Consider the following 17746-nt stretch of genomic DNA (forward strand, 5'->3'; position numbering starts at 1 on the left):
CGTCCGTGCCTAATGCGTCGGAGGTTCCGGTACTCGTTCGTGGGTGTCCGTGTGTCGTGGTCATGTCATGGCCGGGTGTGTGATCCGAGCCGACGTGGCGCGAACACCTGCATGGCCGGACACCACTTGGGTGGGTAGTGCCCAGAGCAGCATCGGCCGATTAATGTTAGGTCCAATCGCTCACAATTTTGAGGCGGTGATGGTGCGTGGACGTTCTTGTTCAGAAATATGGCGGGACCTCTCTGGAGACACTCGACCGCGTTCATCGCGCTGCCTTGCGGATAAGCCGGGAGTGGCGACGAGGGCGGTCGGTGGTCGTGGTCGTCTCAGCCCGTGGTGGCCGGACAGACGATCTGCTGCGGCTCGCGGCGGATGTCGGTCCGGTCGGTCCGTCTCGGGAACTGGACCAGTTACTGGCCGTCGGGGAGTCCGAGTCGGCAGCGCTGATGGCTCTCGCCCTCAACAGGCTCGGCACGCCGGCGACCTCGCTGACGGCGCATCAGGCTGGCCTGCTCACGACCGACCGGCACGGCGACGCGCTTATCGCCAGGATCGCGACGTCATCAGTGCGGTCGGTGTTGAGCTCAGGCAAGATCGCGGTCGTCACCGGGTTCCAGGGGGTCAGCCCGCACGGAGACGTAACCACGCTCGGACGTGGTGGATCCGACACGACCGCAGTGGCCATGGCGGCGCGCCTACTGGCGAACTGCGAGATATACACAGATGTCGACGGAGTGTTCTCCGCCGATCCTCGTGTCATTCCGGCTGCTCGGCGTCTGCCCTGGATCCATCCCACCGTTATGGCGGAAATGGCGTTCGCGGGCGCACGGATTCTGCACACCCGATGTGTCGAGCTGGCGGCTATGGAGGGAGTTGAGGTGTGCATCCGTAACGCACTGTCGGAAGGTCCCGGAACGATTATCAGCGAGCTTCAGGAGAGTCAGCCGCTGGAGACCCGGCAGGCGGTTGTGGCGGTGACACACGACGAGGACGTCGCGCGGGTGCTCGTGCACTGTCGGGACGGTCATGGCGACCTCGCCCCCGCCGTGTTCGCCGCACTGGCGGCGCAGGGGACAGTGGTCGACCTGGTAGCCAGATCCGGGCCGTACGAAAAAGAGTTCCGGATGGGTTTCACCATTCGTCGCAGCGAATCCGACCGGGTCCGAGCCGTCCTACACGAAATCGCGGTCTCGCACAACGGCGGCGTGCATTTCGACGAGAACGTCGGCAAGGTGTCGGTGATCGGCGTGGGGTTGCTCAGCCGCCCGGAGTATTCCGCCCGGCTCATGGCCGCCCTGGCCACTGCCGGGATCCCGACCAGTTGGATTTCCACTTCCCAGTCCCGGCTGTCGGTCATCGTGCCTCAGGAGCGCACGGTCGACACCGTGGACGTGCTGCACCGCGAGTTTCGCCTTGACCGATCCGAGGGGGACTCATCCAGCGCCAACGGCGCTTTGTCGACCGCCGGCCACCCGACCCCGGCCTGAAAGGCAGGAAACAATGGCCCCACCCCACGTCTCGTTCGCCCGTGGCCTCCGTGTGCGGCGCCTTTTCCGGCAGGGCGACGGACGTCTGCTCGTAGTCCCACTCGACCACTCCGTCACCGACGGGCCACTCGGTTGTGGCGGTCTGAATTCCCTCGTGGGTGAACTGGCGGGCACCGGCACCGACGCCGTGGTCCTGCACAAGGGCGTTCTCCGCCACGTCGACCACGCTCACTTCACCGACATGTCGCTGATCGTGCACTTGAGCGCGAGCACGCGACACGCTCCCGATCCGAACGCGAAGTACCTCGTCGCCGAGGTCGACGAGGCACTGCGAATGGGAGCCGACGCGGTCAGCGTCCACGTCAATCTCGGGTCCGACCAGGAGGCACGTCAGATCGCGGACCTGGCCGCCGTCTCGGACGCATGTGATCGATGGAACCTCCCACTGCTCGCCATGGTGTACGCCCGAGGTCCGAAGATCGGCGACTCACGGGCACCGGAGCTGGTCGCGCACGCCGCCTCGCTGGCTGCCGACCTCGGCGCGGACGTCGTGAAGACGGACTACGCCGGCTCACCCGAGCAGATGGCCGAGGTGGTGGCGAGCTGCCCGGTGCCGGTGATCGTGGCCGGTGGGCCGCCGCAGAAGGAGAGCGACCTGTTGGCCTACGTCTCCGACGCGCTTCGTGGTGGAGCCGCCGGCGTGGCCGTTGGTCGCAATGTGTTCCAGGCCGGACAACCCCGGCAAATGGCTGCTGCGATCGCGCGACTCGTCCACGGTGCGTGGTATCCGCCGGGCCCCGAGACGCTCGAGAAGCGGCTGTCCCTGACCAACTGACTGCTAGGGAGACGATCAGTGAAGCTGTGCTGGCTAGACATCCGCAAGGCGGACGGAGCCAAGGAAGCGATCATCGAGGAGGGCATCCACCAGCGGGTGGACGCCATCGTGGCGGCGGACCCGGCCGATCTTGCGGCGATTCCCCCGACCGTCAAGCGGGTGCTGATCCCACACACCGACGCACTGCCGGAGAAGCTCGACGACATCGACCTCGTGGTCGTGGACCCGGCCCGGCACGGGAACCCGGCCGAGCTGGCCCAGCGCCATCCCGACCTGGAGTTCGGCCGGTTCGTAGAGATCGTCGATGCTGCCAGTCTCGATGATGCGTGCCGGTCGGCACGCTTCGATCGATGGAGCGTCCTGTCCTTCCGCGATCCCACGAAGATCCCGTTGGAGATCGTGCTCGCCGCTGCCGCCGGCGCCAAGGGCTCGATCATCACCCAGGTCGCCGACGTCGAGGAGGCGCAGATCGTCTTCGGCGTGCTCGAACACGGCTCCGACGGCGTGATGCTCGCGCCCACCCGTGTCGGTGAGGCCACCAGCCTGAGCGCCGCGGCTGCGGGCGGTGCCGAAGACCTCACGCTGTCCGAGCTGGAGGTCGTCGGACTTCGGCGTGCTGGTCTGGGCGACCGGGTCTGCGTGGACACCTGCTCACAGTTCCGTCCCGACGAGGGCATCGTCGTCGGCTCGTACTCCCACGGCATGATCCTGTGCTGCAGCGAGACCCATCCGCTGCCCTACATGCCCACCCGACCGTTCCGCGTCAACGCTGGAGCGCTGCATTCGTACACCCTCTCGGAGCAGGGCCGCACCAGGTACCTCAGTGAACTCGAGGCCGGCGGCAAGGTGATGGCGGTTGATTCGGCGGGGCGGGTACGCGCCATCACGGTCGGTCGCGTCAAGATCGAGAGGCGGCCGATGCTGGCGATCGACGCGGTGTCCGCGTCCGGCGTTCAGGTGAACCTGATCGTCCAGGACGACTGGCACGTCCGGGTGCTCGGCCCGGGCGGTGCCGTACTCAACGTCACGGAGCTGACGGCGGGTACGAAGCTGCTCGGCTACCTGCCGGTGGAACAGCGACACGTCGGTTACCCGATCGACGAGTTCTGCATCGAGAAGTGAGCGGCCCGCGATGACCAGGCAACGCATCCTGGACTTCCACGTACGCCTTGCTCCGCGCCCCGGTGCCCGGGAGCGGATGCTGGAGACGCTGGACGGGTGTGGGCTGGATCGGGCGGTGGTCTGCGCCGGCGGGGTCATCGATCTCGACAGGTTGTCGCGCCAGCTCATTCTCGCCGGACACGTCGAGACGGACGCGGACAACGACGCGGTACTGGACGCCTGCACGGGCACCGACGGGCGTCTCGTACCGTTCTTCTTCGCGAACCCGCATCGAACGCCGGATACGTACCGTGCTGCGGCTGCGGACTTCCGTGGCCTGGAGATATCGCCCGCGGTGCACGGGGTCGGCCTGGACGATCCACGGGTCGTCGCCCTGGTCGACGTGGCGGCCTCGGTCAACCACAGCGTGTACGTGGTCTGCCTCGCCAGACCGGGCGCGGGCGTGGCGGAACTGGTCACTCTGGCACGCCGCTTTCCCGACGTGTGTTTCGTACTCGGTCACAGCGGCATCGGCAACATCGATCTCTACGCGCTCACCCTGATCGAGGATGTGCCCAACATCTTCCTCGAGACGTCCGGTGGCTACACGTGCGTGGCCGAGGCGGCGCTGCGCCGCTTGGGCGCCGAGCGGGTCGTCTTCGGCTCGGAATACCCGCTACAGCATCCCGCCGTGGAACTGGCCAAGTTCGAATCCCTACGGCTGCCGCCCGAGCTGTGGCGGCGGATCGCCTGGGACAACGCCCACCGACTGCTAGGAGAGGAGACTCCGTGAATCCCGATTCCCGCCTGCCTCAGCTAGGCCAGTGGGAGGGCCTCGAGGACGTGCGGCGCCTGCAGGAGAAGCAACTGCCCCAGACCGTCTCCTGGGCCGCCAACTCGCCGTTCTACCGGTCCCGGCTGGACCCGGCCAACCTGCCGACAAGCATCTCGGACCTCGCCTCGCTGCCGTTGACCACCAAGCAGGATCTACGGGAGAACTACCCGTGGGGGATGTTGGCCGTCCCGAAGGAACGGTTGGCGACCTACCACGAGTCAAGTGGTACCGCGGGCCAGCCGACGCCGTCCTATTACACGCCGGAGGACTGGGTCGACCTGGCAGAACGGTTCGCCCGGAAGTGGATCGGCCTTTCCGAGCGCGACGTCTTCCTGGTCCGTACGCCTTACGCCCTCATGCTGACGGGGCACCTCGCGCACGCCGCCGGACGGTTGCGGGGCGCCACCGTCGTGCCCGGTGACAACCGTTCGCTGGCGATGCCGTACGCCCGCGTGGTCCGGGTCCTGCACGACCTGGGCGTGACGTTGACGTGGGCGGTGGCCACGGAGTACCTGCTCTGGGCCGCTGCGGCTGCCGCTGCCGGGCACCGGCCGGGCGTCGATTTTCCCGCGCTCCGCGCGCTCTTCACCGGTGGCGAGCCGCTCACCGCCGTCCGTCGGCACCGCATCAGCAGGATCTGGGGAGTGCCGGTGATCGAGGAGTACGGATCGACCGAGACCGGCAGCCTGGCCGGCGAGTGCCCGGACGGCCGACTGCACCTGTGGGCAGACCGAGCGTTGTTCGAGGTGTACGACCCGAAGACCGGCACCGTCAAGAGCGAGGGTGACGGGCAACTCGTGGTCACGCCGTTGTTCCGCGAGGCCATGCCGCTGCTGCGTTACAACCTGGAGGACGACGTGTCGGTGTCCTACCGTGACTGCGCGTGTGGCTGGGACCTCCCCACCGTCAGGGTGTTCGGGCGGGCGGCCTTCGGTTACCGGGTCGGGTCGACGACGATCGCCCAGCACCAGCTCGAGGAACTGGTCTTCGTCCTTCCCGACTCGTACGGTGTGCTGTTCTGGCGGGCCCGGGTGGAACCGGATCGCCTGCGTATCGAGATCGAGGTGGCGGAGGAGCACCAGCAGGCTGCCTGCGCGGAGCTGGCCGCATCTGTGCGGTCCGTGATCGGTGTCGACGCCGAGGTCGTCGGACTACCGCCGGGCAGCCTGGTGCCAGCCACCGTGCTGACGTCGATGCCCGACGTGGTCAAACCACGCAGCTTGTTCGGCCCCGACGAAGACTGGGACAAGGCGCTTCTCTACTACTGACCGTCCGGATGGGGCCGACATGCCGCAGATGAACGTGGCCATCGTGGGGGCTGGTATCGCCGGCCTCACGCTCGCCGCCGCCCTCCGCCGTTCCGGCGTCGATGTCGTGGTCTACGAGCAGGCACCCAGGCTGTTCGAGGTCGGGGCCGGAGTGCAGCTGGCACCCAACGCCACCCGGCTGTTGCACCGGCTGGGGCTGGTGGAGCAGCTCAGGGCCGTCGCGGTGCAGCCGCAGGCGATCGTGATGCGTCGTTGGAACGACGGCGAGTTGCTGCGACGTACGCCGCTCGGCGAGTCCTGTCAGGACCGGTTCGGGGCGCCGTACTACACGCTGCACCGGGCCGACCTGCATGCCTGCCTGCTCGGGCTGTCACCACCCGAACAGGTACGCCTCGACGCCCGCTGTGTCGGCGTGACGCAGACCGCCGACAAGGCGCAGCTTCACTTCAGTGACGCCGAGAGCGTCACGGCCGACCTCGTGGTGGGTGCCGACGGCATCCATTCGATCATCCGGGAGCACCTGGCCCTCGACCGGCCGAGGTACTCCGGGCAGACCATCTACCGCGGCCTGGTGCCGGCCGAACGGGTGCCACACCTGGCCGCGGAGCCGGCGGTACGGCTGTGGTTCGGCCCGGACCAGCACTGTGTGTGTTATCCGGTGTCCTCGGGTCGGCAGGTGAGTTTCGGTGCGACCGTCCCGGCGGCTGACTGGCGGGAGGAGTCGTGGACCCTGCGGGGCACCGCAGGGGAGCTGGCGTCCCGGTACCGGGGCTGGCACGGGGACGTCACCCGGCTGTTCGACGCGGCGGACGCGGTGAGCAGGTGGGCTCTGCATGATCGGGAAAGCCTCCGCCAGCTGGTGCGCGGAAGAGTCGTCCTGATCGGTGACGCGGCCCATCCGATGCTGCCGTTCCAGGCTCAGGGCGCGAACCAGGCGATCGAGGACGCCGCCGTGCTCGCTCGGTGCCTCGAGATGGTACGCCGCGACGGGCTGCCTGCGGCGCTGCGGCGGTACGAGCAGGTTCGTCTTCCCCGGACCAACCGGATTCAACAGGAGTCGCGCGCCAACGCCGGCACCCTTCATCTGACCAACGGGACCGCGCAGCAGTTGCGGGACGTGGGCTCCCGCACCTCCTCGGAACTGGACCGGCAACAGTGGCTCTTCGGATACGACGCCGACCGCGCCGCCACCGCACCGGCCGGCACCGTCGATGGCGCAGGCTGACCGCACGAGTGGGAGAACCCAATGGAGCTGTCCGGAATTGAATCGAAGGTCGCGTTGGTGACGGGTGCGGCGCAGGGTATCGGTGCGGCGGTGGCGTTGACGCTGGCGCGTGCGGGGGCACATGTGTGCGCGGTCGACCGCAACGGCGATCAACTCGACGATGCCGTGACCAAGATCGAAGCCGAGAACCTGTCGGTCCGTGGCCACTCGCTCGACGTCCAGGACAGCGCGGCGGTGGAGGCGCTCGTCCGGCGGGTCGAGGACGAGCAGGGTCCGATCGGTATCGTCGTCAATGCCGCCGGTGTCCTGCGCACCGGCAGGGTGGTTGATTTCCCGGACCGACACTGGCGCGAGGTGCTGTCCGTCAATGTCGGCGGCGTCTTCAACGTGTGCCGCGCGGTCGCGCCTCGCATGATTCTTCGCCGCCACGGCGCCATCGTGACGGTGGCGTCCAACGCGGCCGGGGTGCCCCGCGTGGACATGGCGGCCTATGCCGCGTCCAAGGCGGCCTCTGCTCAGTTCACTCGGTGCCTGGGGCTGGAGTTGGCCGACTACGGCATCCGGTGCAACATCGTCTCGCCGGGCTCCACCGACACCCCGATGCTGCGCGCGATGCTCGGCAGCGGCGCCGATCCGGAGTTCGCGGTGGCGGGCTCGCTGGCCGCGTACCGCGTCGGTATTCCGCTGGGGAAGCTGGCTCAGCCCGAAGATGTGGCCGAAGCGGTCGCCTTCCTCGTGTCCGACCAGGCCGGGCACATCACGATGCAGGACCTGTACGTCGATGGCGGTGCCGCGCTGCGCAGTTGAGGTGGTTTTCCCGCAAGAACGCATTCCTGCCGAACTGGAGCCCCGTGATGGCGATGAAGACGATCCCGCCGTACCGTATGCCGGACGCTGCCGACGTGCCACCGGCCACCTTGCCCTGGCGTCCCCGTCCGGACCGGGCGGCGGTGCTGGTACACGACATGCAGCGATACTTCCTGCGGCCCTTCACCCGCGGGCGGTCCCCGTTCAACGAACTGATGACCAACACGCGGATACTGCTCACCGCGGCCCGCCGGGCGGAAGTGCCGGTGATGTACACAGCGCAGCCCGGCGGTATGACCCGTGAGGAGCGGGGACTGCTGTACGACCTGTGGGGCCCCGGGATGAGCGTGGCGGAGACCGACCGTGGCATCGCCGCGGAGATCGCCCCGCAGCCGGGCGAGACGGTGCTGACCAAGTGGCGCTACAGCGCGTTCTACCGCAGCGATCTGGAGGAGCGGCTGCGACGGAGCGGGCGTGACCAGCTCATCATCTGCGGCGTCTACGCCCACGTGGGGTGCCTGATGACGGTCTGCGAGGCGTTCACCCGCGACATCCAGCCGTTCCTGGTGGCCGACGCGCTGGCCGATTTCAGCCTCGAGGATCACGTCATGGCCCTGCGCTACGCCGCACGTCGGTGTGCGGTGCCGCTCTCCACGGCCGAAACGACCATGTGGTTGCAGACTCAACCGGCCACGTCGAGCGCGCCCTCGTCCGCTTCGGAAGCCGAGTAGTGCAGCAGGGTCAGCCGGGCCAGTTCGACCCGTGAACGGATGTCCAGCTTGCGGAAGATGCGGCGAAGGTGGTAGTTCACCGTGTGCGGCGAGCGGAACACGAGGCTGGCGATCTGCTGGTTGGTCAGCCCTTGGCTGACCAGACTCGCAACCATCCGTTCGATGTCACTGAGATCCTCCCACCCGGACGGCCCAGCGGTTGGTTCGGGGCGTCCGACGCGGAGCGGCGGAGAAGGGACACTGGGCGGGAGGTCCTTGCGCTCGGTGCCCTCGTCGACGACGTCGACGGCGAGGTCGAGACGCTCGACGGCGGCTTGATGTTCCACGGCGACCCGTGCGGCGGCGGGCAGCGAGGCGCGCACGCACTGCCAGAACAACGGCTGCCGGAAGGACAGCCAGTCGCCGTCGCAGATCAGGACGTCCGCGGCGATCGCCTCCTGCGCCGGCGCGAGCAGCTCCGCCACTGGCCGACGGAGCAACTTCGCCACGTCGCCCGGCAGGAAACGGATACCGAGCACCGCCCCCACCTCGACGAGCTGGCGACAGTGGACGCCGAGATCCGCCATACACCTGCGGACGCAGGCCTGGACCCGGGCCGGTGGCTCCCCGGGGCTCTGGTCCGGCGCCGCTGCGGGCGTACCGAGGGCCAGTTCGACGGCCATCAACGGGTTGCCGCCGATCGCCCGCAGCAGAGCGGGTCGGCCCGCCAGGGGACTGTTTGTGTGATCCGCCAGCAGCAACGCGACGACCTTGGTGGGTAGCGGCTGAAGATCGATCAGGTCGGCCGCCGGACAGGTCTCGCCGAAGAGCTGTTCTACTGCGGCACCGCCTGCCCGGCGCCGGCGGCTGAGCGCCCAGGCGATCGGCCGGTCTCGCAGCCGCCACAGTGCGGTGCGAAGATTGCGGACGGTCGTCGGATCCGCCTGGTGCAGGTCGTCCAGGGCCACCAGGACCGGCCCGGCAGACGCCGACACGGTCTGAAGAATGCTCGGTTCCGTCGCCGCGGACCAGTCGGCGACGACGTGGAACCCGGAGGCGGCGGCTGCGTCCGCCGCCGCACGCAGCAGACGGGTACGGCCGCTGCCCCACCCGCCCTCGACGTGCAGCACGGCCGCGGTGCCAACCTCCGCGGTCCGCAAGAACCGGTAGACCTGCCGCAGCTCCGCGTCCCGGCCGCGAAGTTCCCCCGTCATTGCTGCTCCGAATCGACTGTGGTGTCCACCTCGGCGGGCCGGTTCCGCCGCCGGATCGAGGAGCCGGCCCGGACGAACATCGTGAGCCGACCGGGCGCCCGCCGGTTTCGCCAGAACTCGCGAGCGACCGGGAGCGCGCCGAGCACCACGACGACCGAGGCCACCAGAAAGGCGTAGCGGATCCCGCCTGCTCCGTACCCGGACAGACCCCACACCAGGGTTGCCACGGCCGGGCCTAGGGCGAAGCCACCCTGCCGGGCGACGCTCGTCGCGGCACCCGCCGTACCCAGGAGAGCCTTCGGCGAGGCCGACATCGCCGCACTCATGTTCGGAGCGTTGAACAGGCCGATCCCGGCCCCGGCGACGGTCAGCCGCCACGCGACGTCTCCGGCGCTCCAGGCCGGACCGGCCGGCAGGAGCAACAGCAGCCCACTGGTCAGTACGACCAGGCCGAGCAGGGTGGTCCGCCGGGGGCCGTACCGGTCCGCCAGCAGTCCCGCGAGGGGACCCAGGGCCGCGGCGCCCAACGGAAAGGCCAGCATCGTGATGCCGGTGAGCGGGACCGACGTCGCCAGGATCGTGACGAGAAGAAACGGGACGATGAAGAAGATCAGTCCACTGGCCACCGCCGTGGCGGCCAGAGCGGCCAGCGGTGCCCGCATGTCGGGCAAGGTGAGCAGGGTGCGCACCGGGACGCTGGCGGGCAGCCGACGCCAGATCAGCAGCAGCGGCACCGCCACCAGTCCCAGGAACAGCCACTGCGGCTGGTTCCCGGTGGCCAGGGTCAGGGCCAGCATGATCGCGATCGTGGAGCCGGCGAGGAATCCCGCCTCCACCACGGCGGCCCGCCCGGGCGGACGAAGCCGTCCGGTGCGCGGGACGTGGACGAGGGCGAGCAGCACCAGGCCCACGCATGCCGGCACGTTCAGGTAGAAGATCCAGGGCCATCCCACGGATGCCACGATCACGCCACCGATCGCCGGCCCGCTGATCAGCCCGAGCATGCCGAGGGTGTCGACCACGCCCATCGCCCGGCCGCGTACGCCCGGCTCGACAGAGGTGGTTATCAGCACCGGAATCAATGCCATCAACGCGGCACCGAACAGTCCCTGAACCATCCGGGCCGCGATGAGCCAGCCGATCTTCGGGGCGAGGCCCGCCGCGAGACTGGCGATGGCAAACCCCGTGCTCGACCAGATGAACACGCTTCGGTGATCGACGTCGTCCAGCCAACGCCCGGTCGGCAGCGCCAGCGCGACCAGCGGGAGCAGGTACCCGAGCACGACCCACTGCGTGATGGCGGTCGGCGCGTCGAGCGCGTCGCGGACCGCCGGCAGCGCCACGTTGACGATGCTCATGTCGAGCGAGGCCAGAAAGACCGCCAGGCCCATTCCGCCGACGACCCACCAACGGTTGACCGGGGAGCGCTGGACCGTCCTGACGTGCTGTGCTGCGAACATCGCGCCTCTAATCGCCGCGGAGATACCGCCGCTACGGTGCGGGTAATGGCAATGCTGAGCCTCACGGTTGACAGCCGGTCGGGGCATCGCCCATTCACGTGGTTCAGCACGGTCGGGTCCGCCGCTCGTGGAGCCCCCCGCCGGCACCTCGCCGTACCAGGGACACCGTGAACACGTGACGAATCGGGGCCAGAGGTTCGGTACGGTCTGCCCGACCCACAAAGCGCAACCCCATGGGGAGGAACAGTGTCCGAGCCTGTCCACGTCGTGGTCGTCGGTGGGACTTCCGGGATCGGGCGGCACGTCGCCGCGTCGTTCGCCGAACGTGGCTGCGACGTGGTCGTCACCGGTCGAACGGACGACCGCGCGAAGAGCGTCGCGGGTGAGATCGGCGGCCGCACCCGTGGGCTGGCGGTGGACCTGGCGGAGCCCGAGTGGATCCCGGCCGCGCTGGCCGACGTGCACCGGGTCGACCGGCTGGTGATCACAGCGCTCGAGCGGGATCACAACACCGTGCGTGACTACCGGCCCGATGCCGCGGCCCGTACGCTGACGATGAAGCTGATCGGTTACACCACCGTCGTGCACGCCCTCTCGTCCCGGATGCCCGCCGACGCCGCGGCGGTACTGCTGGGCGGACTGGCCATGCATCGGCCCTATCCCGGGTCCACGACGGTGACGACCGCCAACGGAGGCATAAGTGCGCTGGTGCGGACGTTGGTGACGGAGCTGGCGCCGATCCGGTTCAACGCCCTGCACCCCAGTCTGGTGGTGGACACCCCGTACTGGCGCACGAAGGCCGACGTCCGCGCGGCCACCATGGCCCGCACTCCGACCAAGCGGCTCGTGACGATGCAGGACTGCACCGACGCGGTCATGTTCCTGTTGGAGAATCCCGCGGTCAACGGCGTCAATCTCAGCATCGACGGGGGAGAACTGCTCGTGTGACGTCGCCGTCGCCGTCGCCGGCTACCGTGCGCTCCGAACGGCTCAGCGGACCGTCGGAGCGCAACCGTCGATCGTCCAACCGCTCCAACGCGCCGTCGCTCCCTGTCCGTGCTCGCGCTCCGCCCGTGAGTAGCGGGCGAGATCACGGGCTGAGAAGAGCGCCATTCCCGCGTGGAAACCCGCTACCGGCACCGGGATCCGCGCCCAGTAGGCCCGCCTACCGTCGACGTACCAGGCCGCCTCGGAACTGTCGGAACGGTAGGTGATGGCGTAGTGGTGCTCGCGCCCGGGCTCGGTGGGTACATCCAGCACCACGCGATGGACGTAGTGCTCGTCCGATCGAACGATCCCCGGCAGGGCCAGCCGTTCGACGACGGCGTAGATGGTGTCGTTGGTTGCCGCCACGTTGAACACGACTCCGGTCTCGAGGTCGAACACATTTACCGTGCCGAATGCATCGAGTAGGTCGTAGGGCACCTGACCGTACGTGCGCACCGCCATGTTCACCTCGAACCGCAACTCACCCTGCGTCGGCACCAGAAAACGCTGAACGGAGCGGTACATCTGTTTGGCGTTGTTCTGGATCGGGCTGGTGTCGTGGAAGCGGCTGAATGGCACGATGCTCATCTCGAAGCCGCCGTCGCCGGAGTGCAGTCGGGCGTTACGGTCCTGGTACGTGTGCAGCACACCGTCGGGCCCTGGTACCCGGAGCAGCTCCCAGCGGTCGGAATCGATCACCGGTGCCGTGAAATCGTCGTAGGTCCAGGCCGTCGGTGCTGGGGTCGTGCTCACTCAACCTCCTCGAACGGGCCGTGTCCTGGCGGCTCTGCCGCACGTCCGGCGATCACACCCCCACCGGACGTGCACCACCTTGACGCGGCGTGGCCGTCGCCGTACATCGCACCATCGCGTGAATCAGGTGCAGCGGCCCACGCCATCTTCCGGCCCTATCCGGAATCCCGTGTATGGGGCATGCCCGTACGGGGCGACATGGCAGATGCTGCCTACCTGCCGTCACGTCACGAGGAGGAGGTGTCATGGCCAAAAGGAACTCCCCGTCGAACAGCGATCGCTATTCCGCGGTACATGACAGCGCTCAGTTCACGGTCCTGCGTCGCAACGCACAGACATTCACGCTGCGTGCGTGCGTGGCGTTCACGGGATGGTGGTTCCTCGCCATCCTGCTCGGCGCCTACGCGCCGGGCTTCTACCGCCGAACGATTGTCGGGTCGTTCAACGTCGGGCTGCTCTTCGTCCTCGTCACCTTCGCTCTCGTACTGGCGATCACGGTGGCTTATCTCAAGTACGCACGGACCCGGCTGGACCCCCTCGCCGACGAGATCCGCGCGGAATTCGAAGGGAACCTTCGATGACAAATGGAACTGCGGTCGCCGTGGGAGTCGCCATCTCCGCCGTCCTCGCGGTGGCACTGCTCGCCACGGTGGTTGCCGCGCGTCGCACCCACACCACGCCGACGGACTTCTACCTCGCGGGTCGTCGGATAGGCACCGGGCAGAACGCCCTGGCGCTGTTCGCCGGCTTCATCCTGTTCACCACGCTGTTCACGATGACAGGGCACATTGCGCTCGGCGGCTTCGACGCCTTCCTCTTCTCGGCGGCGTTCGCGATGTCCTGGCTGATCGCCCTGCTGATCTTCGCAGGCCCGCTGCGCAACATCGGCGGACAGACGATCGGTGACGTGTTCGCGTTGCGCGCGAAGGAGCGGACGGCCCGGGCGGCGTCGATCACCGTGACGCTCCTGCTCTTCGTCACGTACGCGATGGTGATGATGGAGGCTGGCGGCATCGTGGCTCGACTGCTGTTCGGGGTCGACTCGAGCACCGGGCGCGCCGTGATGGTGGCCGGCATGGGTGTGATCGCCACCGTGATCGTGCTCGTGGGCGGCATGCTCGGCACGACGCGCGTGATGGTGGCGAAAGCCCTGCTGGTCATCGCGGTGGTGGCGGTGCTGACCGTCGGCGTGCTGATGAAGTACCGGTTCAACCTGATGCAGCTGCTCGACGACGCGCAAGCCAAGGCGGCGCCCCATCCCGCCGGTTACGACCTGCTGGGCCCAGGCCGCGAGTTCAGCCTCGGCGGCACACCCCTCGGGCACCTGTCGAAGCTGTTCGTCGCGTTCGTCGGGCACGCGGCACTGCCGTACATGTTCATGCGTCACTTCACGGCTACCTCCGGGCCCGAGGCACGCCGGTCCGCCGGCTGGGCAGGCCTGCTGGTGGGCGGCTTCTACCTCTGCGTCGCCGTGCTCGCCTTCGGCGCTGTCGGGCTTATCGGCGGACAGAACATCGGCTTCATCCCGCCCACCCGGGACACCACGCTGCCAATCCTGGCCGACTTCATCGGCGGCTCGTGGTTGGTCGGGCTCCTCGCGGCGACCGCCCTGCTCATCGTGGTGGGGATGCTCGCCGCACTGCTGATCAGCGCGGTGACCTCGTTGACCCGGGACGTCTACGCGATGCGCCCGTCGGATCCGGCCGGTGAACTGCGAGCGGCCCGGCGCAACACGGTGATCGTCGGACTCGCCGCCACGGTCGTGGGCACCCTGTTGCTGCAGGTCAACATCCATGCGCTGCTTCCCGGAACGATCAGCTTCGCCGGTGCCGCCGTCCTGCCGGCGGTGGTCTACTCACTGTTCTGGAAGCGGTTCAACACCGCAGGGCTGCGATGGTCGGTCTTCGGCGGGCTCGGGGCGACCGCGCTGGTGTTCCTGTTCTCACCGCTCATGTCGGGCAGCCCTGTCGCACTTCTCTCCGGCGTGGACTTCCACCTCTTCAACATCGACCCCGCGCTGCTGGGAGTTCCGGCCGCCTTCCTACTGGGCTTCGTGGGCACGATCAGCAGTCGCGAACACAACGACGCCGGCTTCGCCGAACTTCAGGTCCGTGCCCTTACCGGCCTCGACGCAGCTGCCGGCCAGCCCAGTTCGGACTCCGCCCCGGGTAGTCCCGAATCCGACCCCGCCAGACCAGAGATCCGGCTGAGCACCTGAACGGTCCGACGGTGTGTGGGAGCGGCACGGCCGCTCCCACACCTCAGGAGGCAATTGTGGATCCGGCACCGGTTCTCGTGGTGGGCGCGGGCCCTGTGGGCATGGTCGCGGCCCTCACGCTCGCCCACCACGGCGTGTCCTGCGTCCTCGTCGACGCCGCTTTCGAAACCAGCAACCACCCGAAACTTGACTTCGTCAATCCCCGCAGCATGGAGCTGTTCCGACACCTGAACCTTGTCGACGACATTCGATCGGCCGGGGTGGGGGCAGCACACCCGGCCGATGTGGTGTGGTCGACCGGCCTTGCTGGACAGCCCATCACCACGTGGGCGATACCATCCGTCGCCGAGGAGCGGCGACGGATCGTCGAGCGAAACGACGGTACGCAGCCGGCCGAGCCGGGACAGCGGATCTCTCAGATCAACCTCGAACCGGTCCTACGTGACCGCTGTCTGAGTCACCCCTTGATCGACCTTCGTCGTGGCTGGTATCTCGACTCACTCGTGCAGGACGACGACGAGGTGCGCAGCGATCTGGTCAACGTGTTGACCGGCAGCCGCCGCGTGATCCGATCGCGGTACGTGCTCGGCTGTGACGGCGCGTCGAGTCAGGTCCGCAAGGCAGTGGGTGTCGGGCTCGCCGGGTTCGACGTGCCGCAACTTCCCAACGCCTACATGGTGCACTTCAAGAGCACAGATTTGTCCACCCTGCACCGGCACGGGCCGTTCTGGCATTACTTCGCGTTCCGCTACGTCATCATCTCCCAGGACGAGGTGGACACCTGGACCGTGCACGTCAACGGCACGGATCCCACGGAGTTCGATCCGCCACCAGCCGACCCGGCGGCATTTCTCCGCGAAACGATGCAGACGAACCTGACGATCGACAAGGTGCTGTTGACGTCCCGATGGCGTCCCAACTTCCTGCTCGCGGATCAGTACCGGTCCGCCCGGGTGTTACTCGCCGGTGACGCCGTACACCAGATGTTCCCGACCGGTGGGTACGGGATGAACAGCGGCATCGGGGACGCGGTCGACGTCGCCTGGAAACTCGCCGCTGTCCTGAAGGGCTACGGCGGTCCGGGCCTGCTCGACAGCTACGAGGCCGAGCGCCGCCCGGTGGGTCTGCGCAACATGCACACCTCGCATCGGCACCTGGGTGTGCACCTCAAGGCCGGCACGCTCCTGCGTGCCGGTGCCTCGCTGGAATCCGTGGCGTCCTTCCTGGAGGCGGAACGGGGCGAGAACGAGTATCGGGGGATCGAGCTCGGATACCGGTACGACGATTCTCCCGTCATCTGCTCGGACAACACCGTCGAGCCCGAGTGGAGCCCCTGGCGCTACACGCCGACGACCTGGCCGGGAAGTCGTCCACCCAGCCTTCGGCTGCACACCGGTGAGCTCATCTTCGACCACCTCGGCCAGCGCTTCACGCTCGTCGACTTCGCCGGAGACGGCCGGGCCGACGGGCTCCTCAATGCGGCGAGCGCCCAAGGCATGCCGCTGCACCACACGGTGGTGACCGACGACAGCGCGCGGCAGCGCTGGGAACGGGATCTGGTCCTGGTCCGGCCCGACCAGCACGTCGCCTGGCGTGGAAACAGGTCGCCGGTGGATGCGACAGCGGTGGTGCGGCGGATTCTCGGCGTCACTCCTGCCCAGTGAGAACGACATTCGGCGGCAGGCCGGGCGGCCGACGGCGCGTACTGCCCGAGTTTGACAGGAAGGGTGCGGCATGACTGGAGAACGGACACTTGAGCGATTCCGTGAATATCTGGTGGGCCCCGCGAGATTCATGAACGTGCTGGCCTGTTTCGAACTCGGAATCGTCGACGCCCTGCACCTCATCGGCAGCGGGACGGCCGACGAACTCGGCAAGGAGGTGGACGCCGCCCCAGAGGCGATCGAGCAACTGATGCAGCTGCTGGTGAAGGACGATCTCGTCGCGTACGACGAGGAGTCGGGACACTACTCTCTCGCCGGACTCGACGCGCTCGCCGACGACGATCTGCAGCGGGTGCTCGCCATCATGAACATGGTCAAGATGGTCGTGCTCCGGCAGTCCTTCCACCTGACCGAGAGCGTCCGCCGGGGCACGCCGGTCGGCCTCGAGAAGATCTACGGGTACCGAGGCAACCTTTACGGCGCCCTGGCCGAGCACGAGGAACTCCGCCGGTCGTGGAGCGCGATGATGGACGCCGTTACCGCCCACATCGATCCCTGGTTCTTCGACAACATCGACATGGCGGCCGACGCTCGAGTGTTGGACCTTGCCGGCAACACCGGTCTGGGGGCGATCCTGGCCTATCGAGCAAAGGGATCTCGCGATCTGCGGGTGACGACGTTCGACCTGCCCGAGAAGGAGGCGGAGTGCCTGCGGAACTTCGCGGCACACGGGGTCGAGGAGCACTGCTCGTTCATCGGCGGCGACGTCTTTCTTGAGGTGCCGCAGGGCTTCGATGTCGTATTGATCAAACACTTCCTCGACATGTTCGACAAGCCGCAGGTCATGCAGATCCTTCGCAACACCTACCAGGCGCTCAACGCGGGTGGACAGGTGAACATCCTGGGACCGGTCTACTCCGAAGACATCAAGAGCTCCTGCGCGGTGGACTTCTTCCCGACCTATTTCCTTGGCTGTTCGATGGGTCAGGGCGGGCCCCAGAAGCTGTCCACCTACGCCCGGTGGCTCGAGGAGGCCGGATTCACGGTCACGAAGGCGGTCTCCCAGGAACCGGCCGAAATGCCGGCGGATGCTCTTGTCGCGCACGGCATTCTCTGCGCGACGAAGAACCGCTAGAGGCGACGAAGCGCAACAGCGGCTGTCCGTAAGGTTCGTCCTTCTCC

The 17746-nt window shown here is 67.8% G+C and carries 16 protein-coding genes; 13 read left to right on the forward strand and 3 right to left on the reverse strand.

The features are described 5' to 3' along the window. The first annotated feature begins 206 nt into the window (after window positions 1-206). Genes O3597_RS08125 through O3597_RS08160 form a run of 8 tightly spaced genes read left to right on the forward strand, consistent with a single transcriptional unit; the run spans window position 207 to window position 8289 of the window. Window positions 207-1487 (forward strand): aspartate kinase, encoded by a 1281-nt coding sequence (locus tag O3597_RS08125; RefSeq protein ID WP_281603704.1) that lies wholly within the window; start codon window positions 207-209, stop codon window positions 1485-1487. A gap of 13 nt (window positions 1488-1500) precedes the next feature. Next, on the forward strand, window positions 1501-2322 hold the full coding sequence (locus O3597_RS08130) for a 2-amino-3,7-dideoxy-D-threo-hept-6-ulosonate synthase (protein ID WP_281603705.1): 822 nt from the start codon (window positions 1501-1503) through the stop codon (window positions 2320-2322). A gap of 18 nt (window positions 2323-2340) precedes the next feature. Further along, window positions 2341-3444 (forward strand): 3-dehydroquinate synthase II, encoded by a 1104-nt coding sequence (locus tag O3597_RS08135; protein WP_281603706.1) that lies wholly within the window; start codon window positions 2341-2343, stop codon window positions 3442-3444. A 10-nt stretch (window positions 3445-3454) separates the two neighbouring features. Continuing rightward, window positions 3455-4216, forward strand: a complete 762-nt coding sequence (locus O3597_RS08140) for an amidohydrolase family protein (protein WP_281603707.1) — start codon at window positions 3455-3457, stop codon at window positions 4214-4216. Beyond that, window positions 4213-5526 carry an AMP-binding protein gene (locus tag O3597_RS08145; RefSeq protein ID WP_281603708.1) on the forward strand — a complete coding sequence of 438 codons (1314 nt, stop codon included), beginning with the start codon at window positions 4213-4215 and terminating at the stop codon, window positions 5524-5526. The genes O3597_RS08140 and O3597_RS08145 overlap by 4 nt, the downstream gene beginning before the upstream one ends. Window positions 5527-5545: 19 nt before the next feature. Next, complete coding sequence (locus O3597_RS08150; protein ID WP_281603709.1) at window positions 5546-6751, forward strand: FAD-dependent monooxygenase; 1206 nt, start codon at window positions 5546-5548, stop codon at window positions 6749-6751. Window positions 6752-6772: 21 nt separating this feature from the next. Further along, window positions 6773-7558 (forward strand): 2,3-dihydro-2,3-dihydroxybenzoate dehydrogenase, encoded by a 786-nt coding sequence (locus O3597_RS08155; RefSeq protein ID WP_281603710.1) that lies wholly within the window; start codon window positions 6773-6775, stop codon window positions 7556-7558. 47 nt (window positions 7559-7605) lie between these two features. Continuing rightward, entirely contained in the window at window positions 7606-8289 is a 684-nt protein-coding gene (locus O3597_RS08160; RefSeq protein WP_281603711.1) for an isochorismatase family protein, read from the forward strand. Here O3597_RS08160 and O3597_RS08165 read toward each other — a convergent pair. Both O3597_RS08165 and O3597_RS08170 read right to left on the reverse strand, forming a co-directional pair. Continuing rightward, entirely contained in the window at window positions 8241-9482 is a 1242-nt protein-coding gene (locus O3597_RS08165; RefSeq protein WP_281603712.1) for a LuxR C-terminal-related transcriptional regulator, read from the reverse strand. The genes O3597_RS08160 and O3597_RS08165 overlap by 49 nt on opposite strands. Then, window positions 9479-10942, reverse strand: coding sequence for an MFS transporter (locus O3597_RS08170; protein WP_281603713.1), 1464 nt, complete (start codon window positions 10940-10942; stop codon window positions 9479-9481). Before O3597_RS08170 ends, O3597_RS08165 begins: the two co-directional genes overlap by 4 nt. Window positions 10943-11188: 246 nt before the next feature. On the opposite strand from O3597_RS08170, the gene O3597_RS08175 reads away from it, so the two are divergent. Next, window positions 11189-11890 carry an SDR family oxidoreductase gene (locus O3597_RS08175; protein ID WP_281603714.1) on the forward strand — a complete coding sequence of 234 codons (702 nt, stop codon included), beginning with the start codon at window positions 11189-11191 and terminating at the stop codon, window positions 11888-11890. A 42-nt stretch (window positions 11891-11932) separates the two neighbouring features. Here O3597_RS08175 and O3597_RS08180 read toward each other — a convergent pair whose 3' ends face one another. Further along, entirely contained in the window at window positions 11933-12682 is a 750-nt protein-coding gene (locus tag O3597_RS08180) for a DUF6081 family protein (protein WP_281603715.1), read from the reverse strand. Between the two features lie 245 nt (window positions 12683-12927). Here O3597_RS08180 and O3597_RS08185 point away from each other — a divergent pair, with 245 nt between their 5' ends. The 4 genes from O3597_RS08185 to O3597_RS08200 all read left to right on the forward strand — a co-directional run bounded on the left by O3597_RS08185 (window position 12928) and on the right by O3597_RS08200 (window position 17699). After that, window positions 12928-13263, forward strand: coding sequence for a DUF485 domain-containing protein (locus tag O3597_RS08185; protein WP_281603716.1), 336 nt, complete (start codon window positions 12928-12930; stop codon window positions 13261-13263). Continuing rightward, window positions 13260-14900, forward strand: a complete 1641-nt coding sequence (locus O3597_RS08190; protein WP_281603717.1) for a hypothetical protein — start codon at window positions 13260-13262, stop codon at window positions 14898-14900. The genes O3597_RS08185 and O3597_RS08190 overlap by 4 nt, the downstream gene beginning before the upstream one ends. A 56-nt stretch (window positions 14901-14956) precedes the next feature. After that, a complete protein-coding gene (locus tag O3597_RS08195) occupies window positions 14957-16564 on the forward strand; it encodes an FAD-dependent monooxygenase (protein WP_281603718.1) in 1608 nt (535 codons plus the stop codon). A gap of 70 nt (window positions 16565-16634) precedes the next feature. Further along, complete coding sequence (locus tag O3597_RS08200) at window positions 16635-17699, forward strand: methyltransferase (protein WP_281603719.1); 1065 nt, start codon at window positions 16635-16637, stop codon at window positions 17697-17699. Window positions 17700-17746: the final 47 nt, after the last annotated feature.

The organism is Verrucosispora sp. WMMA2044 (assembly GCF_027497155.1).
Classification (GTDB): Bacteria; Actinomycetota; Actinomycetes; order Mycobacteriales; family Micromonosporaceae; genus Micromonospora; species Micromonospora palythoicola.

Excerpts from the sequence above, each read along its gene's own strand:
- O3597_RS08130 (WP_281603705.1), top strand. The coding sequence starts at position 1,501 with ATGGCCCCACCCCACGTCTCGTTCGCCCGTGGCCTCCGTGTGCGGCGC.
- O3597_RS08140 (WP_281603707.1), top strand. The coding sequence starts at position 3,455 with ATGACCAGGCAACGCATCCTGGACTTCCACGTACGCCTTGCTCCGCGC.
- O3597_RS08150 (WP_281603709.1), top strand. The coding sequence starts at position 5,546 with ATGCCGCAGATGAACGTGGCCATCGTGGGGGCTGGTATCGCCGGCCTC.
- O3597_RS08155 (WP_281603710.1), top strand. The coding sequence starts at position 6,773 with ATGGAGCTGTCCGGAATTGAATCGAAGGTCGCGTTGGTGACGGGTGCG.
- O3597_RS08160 (WP_281603711.1), top strand. The coding sequence starts at position 7,606 with ATGGCGATGAAGACGATCCCGCCGTACCGTATGCCGGACGCTGCCGAC.
- O3597_RS08165 (WP_281603712.1), bottom strand. The coding sequence starts at position 9,482 with ATGACGGGGGAACTTCGCGGCCGGGACGCGGAGCTGCGGCAGGTCTAC.
- O3597_RS08170 (WP_281603713.1), bottom strand. The coding sequence starts at position 10,942 with ATGTTCGCAGCACAGCACGTCAGGACGGTCCAGCGCTCCCCGGTCAAC.
- O3597_RS08185 (WP_281603716.1), top strand. The coding sequence starts at position 12,928 with ATGGCCAAAAGGAACTCCCCGTCGAACAGCGATCGCTATTCCGCGGTA.
- O3597_RS08190 (WP_281603717.1), top strand. The coding sequence starts at position 13,260 with ATGACAAATGGAACTGCGGTCGCCGTGGGAGTCGCCATCTCCGCCGTC.
- O3597_RS08200 (WP_281603719.1), top strand. The coding sequence starts at position 16,635 with ATGACTGGAGAACGGACACTTGAGCGATTCCGTGAATATCTGGTGGGC.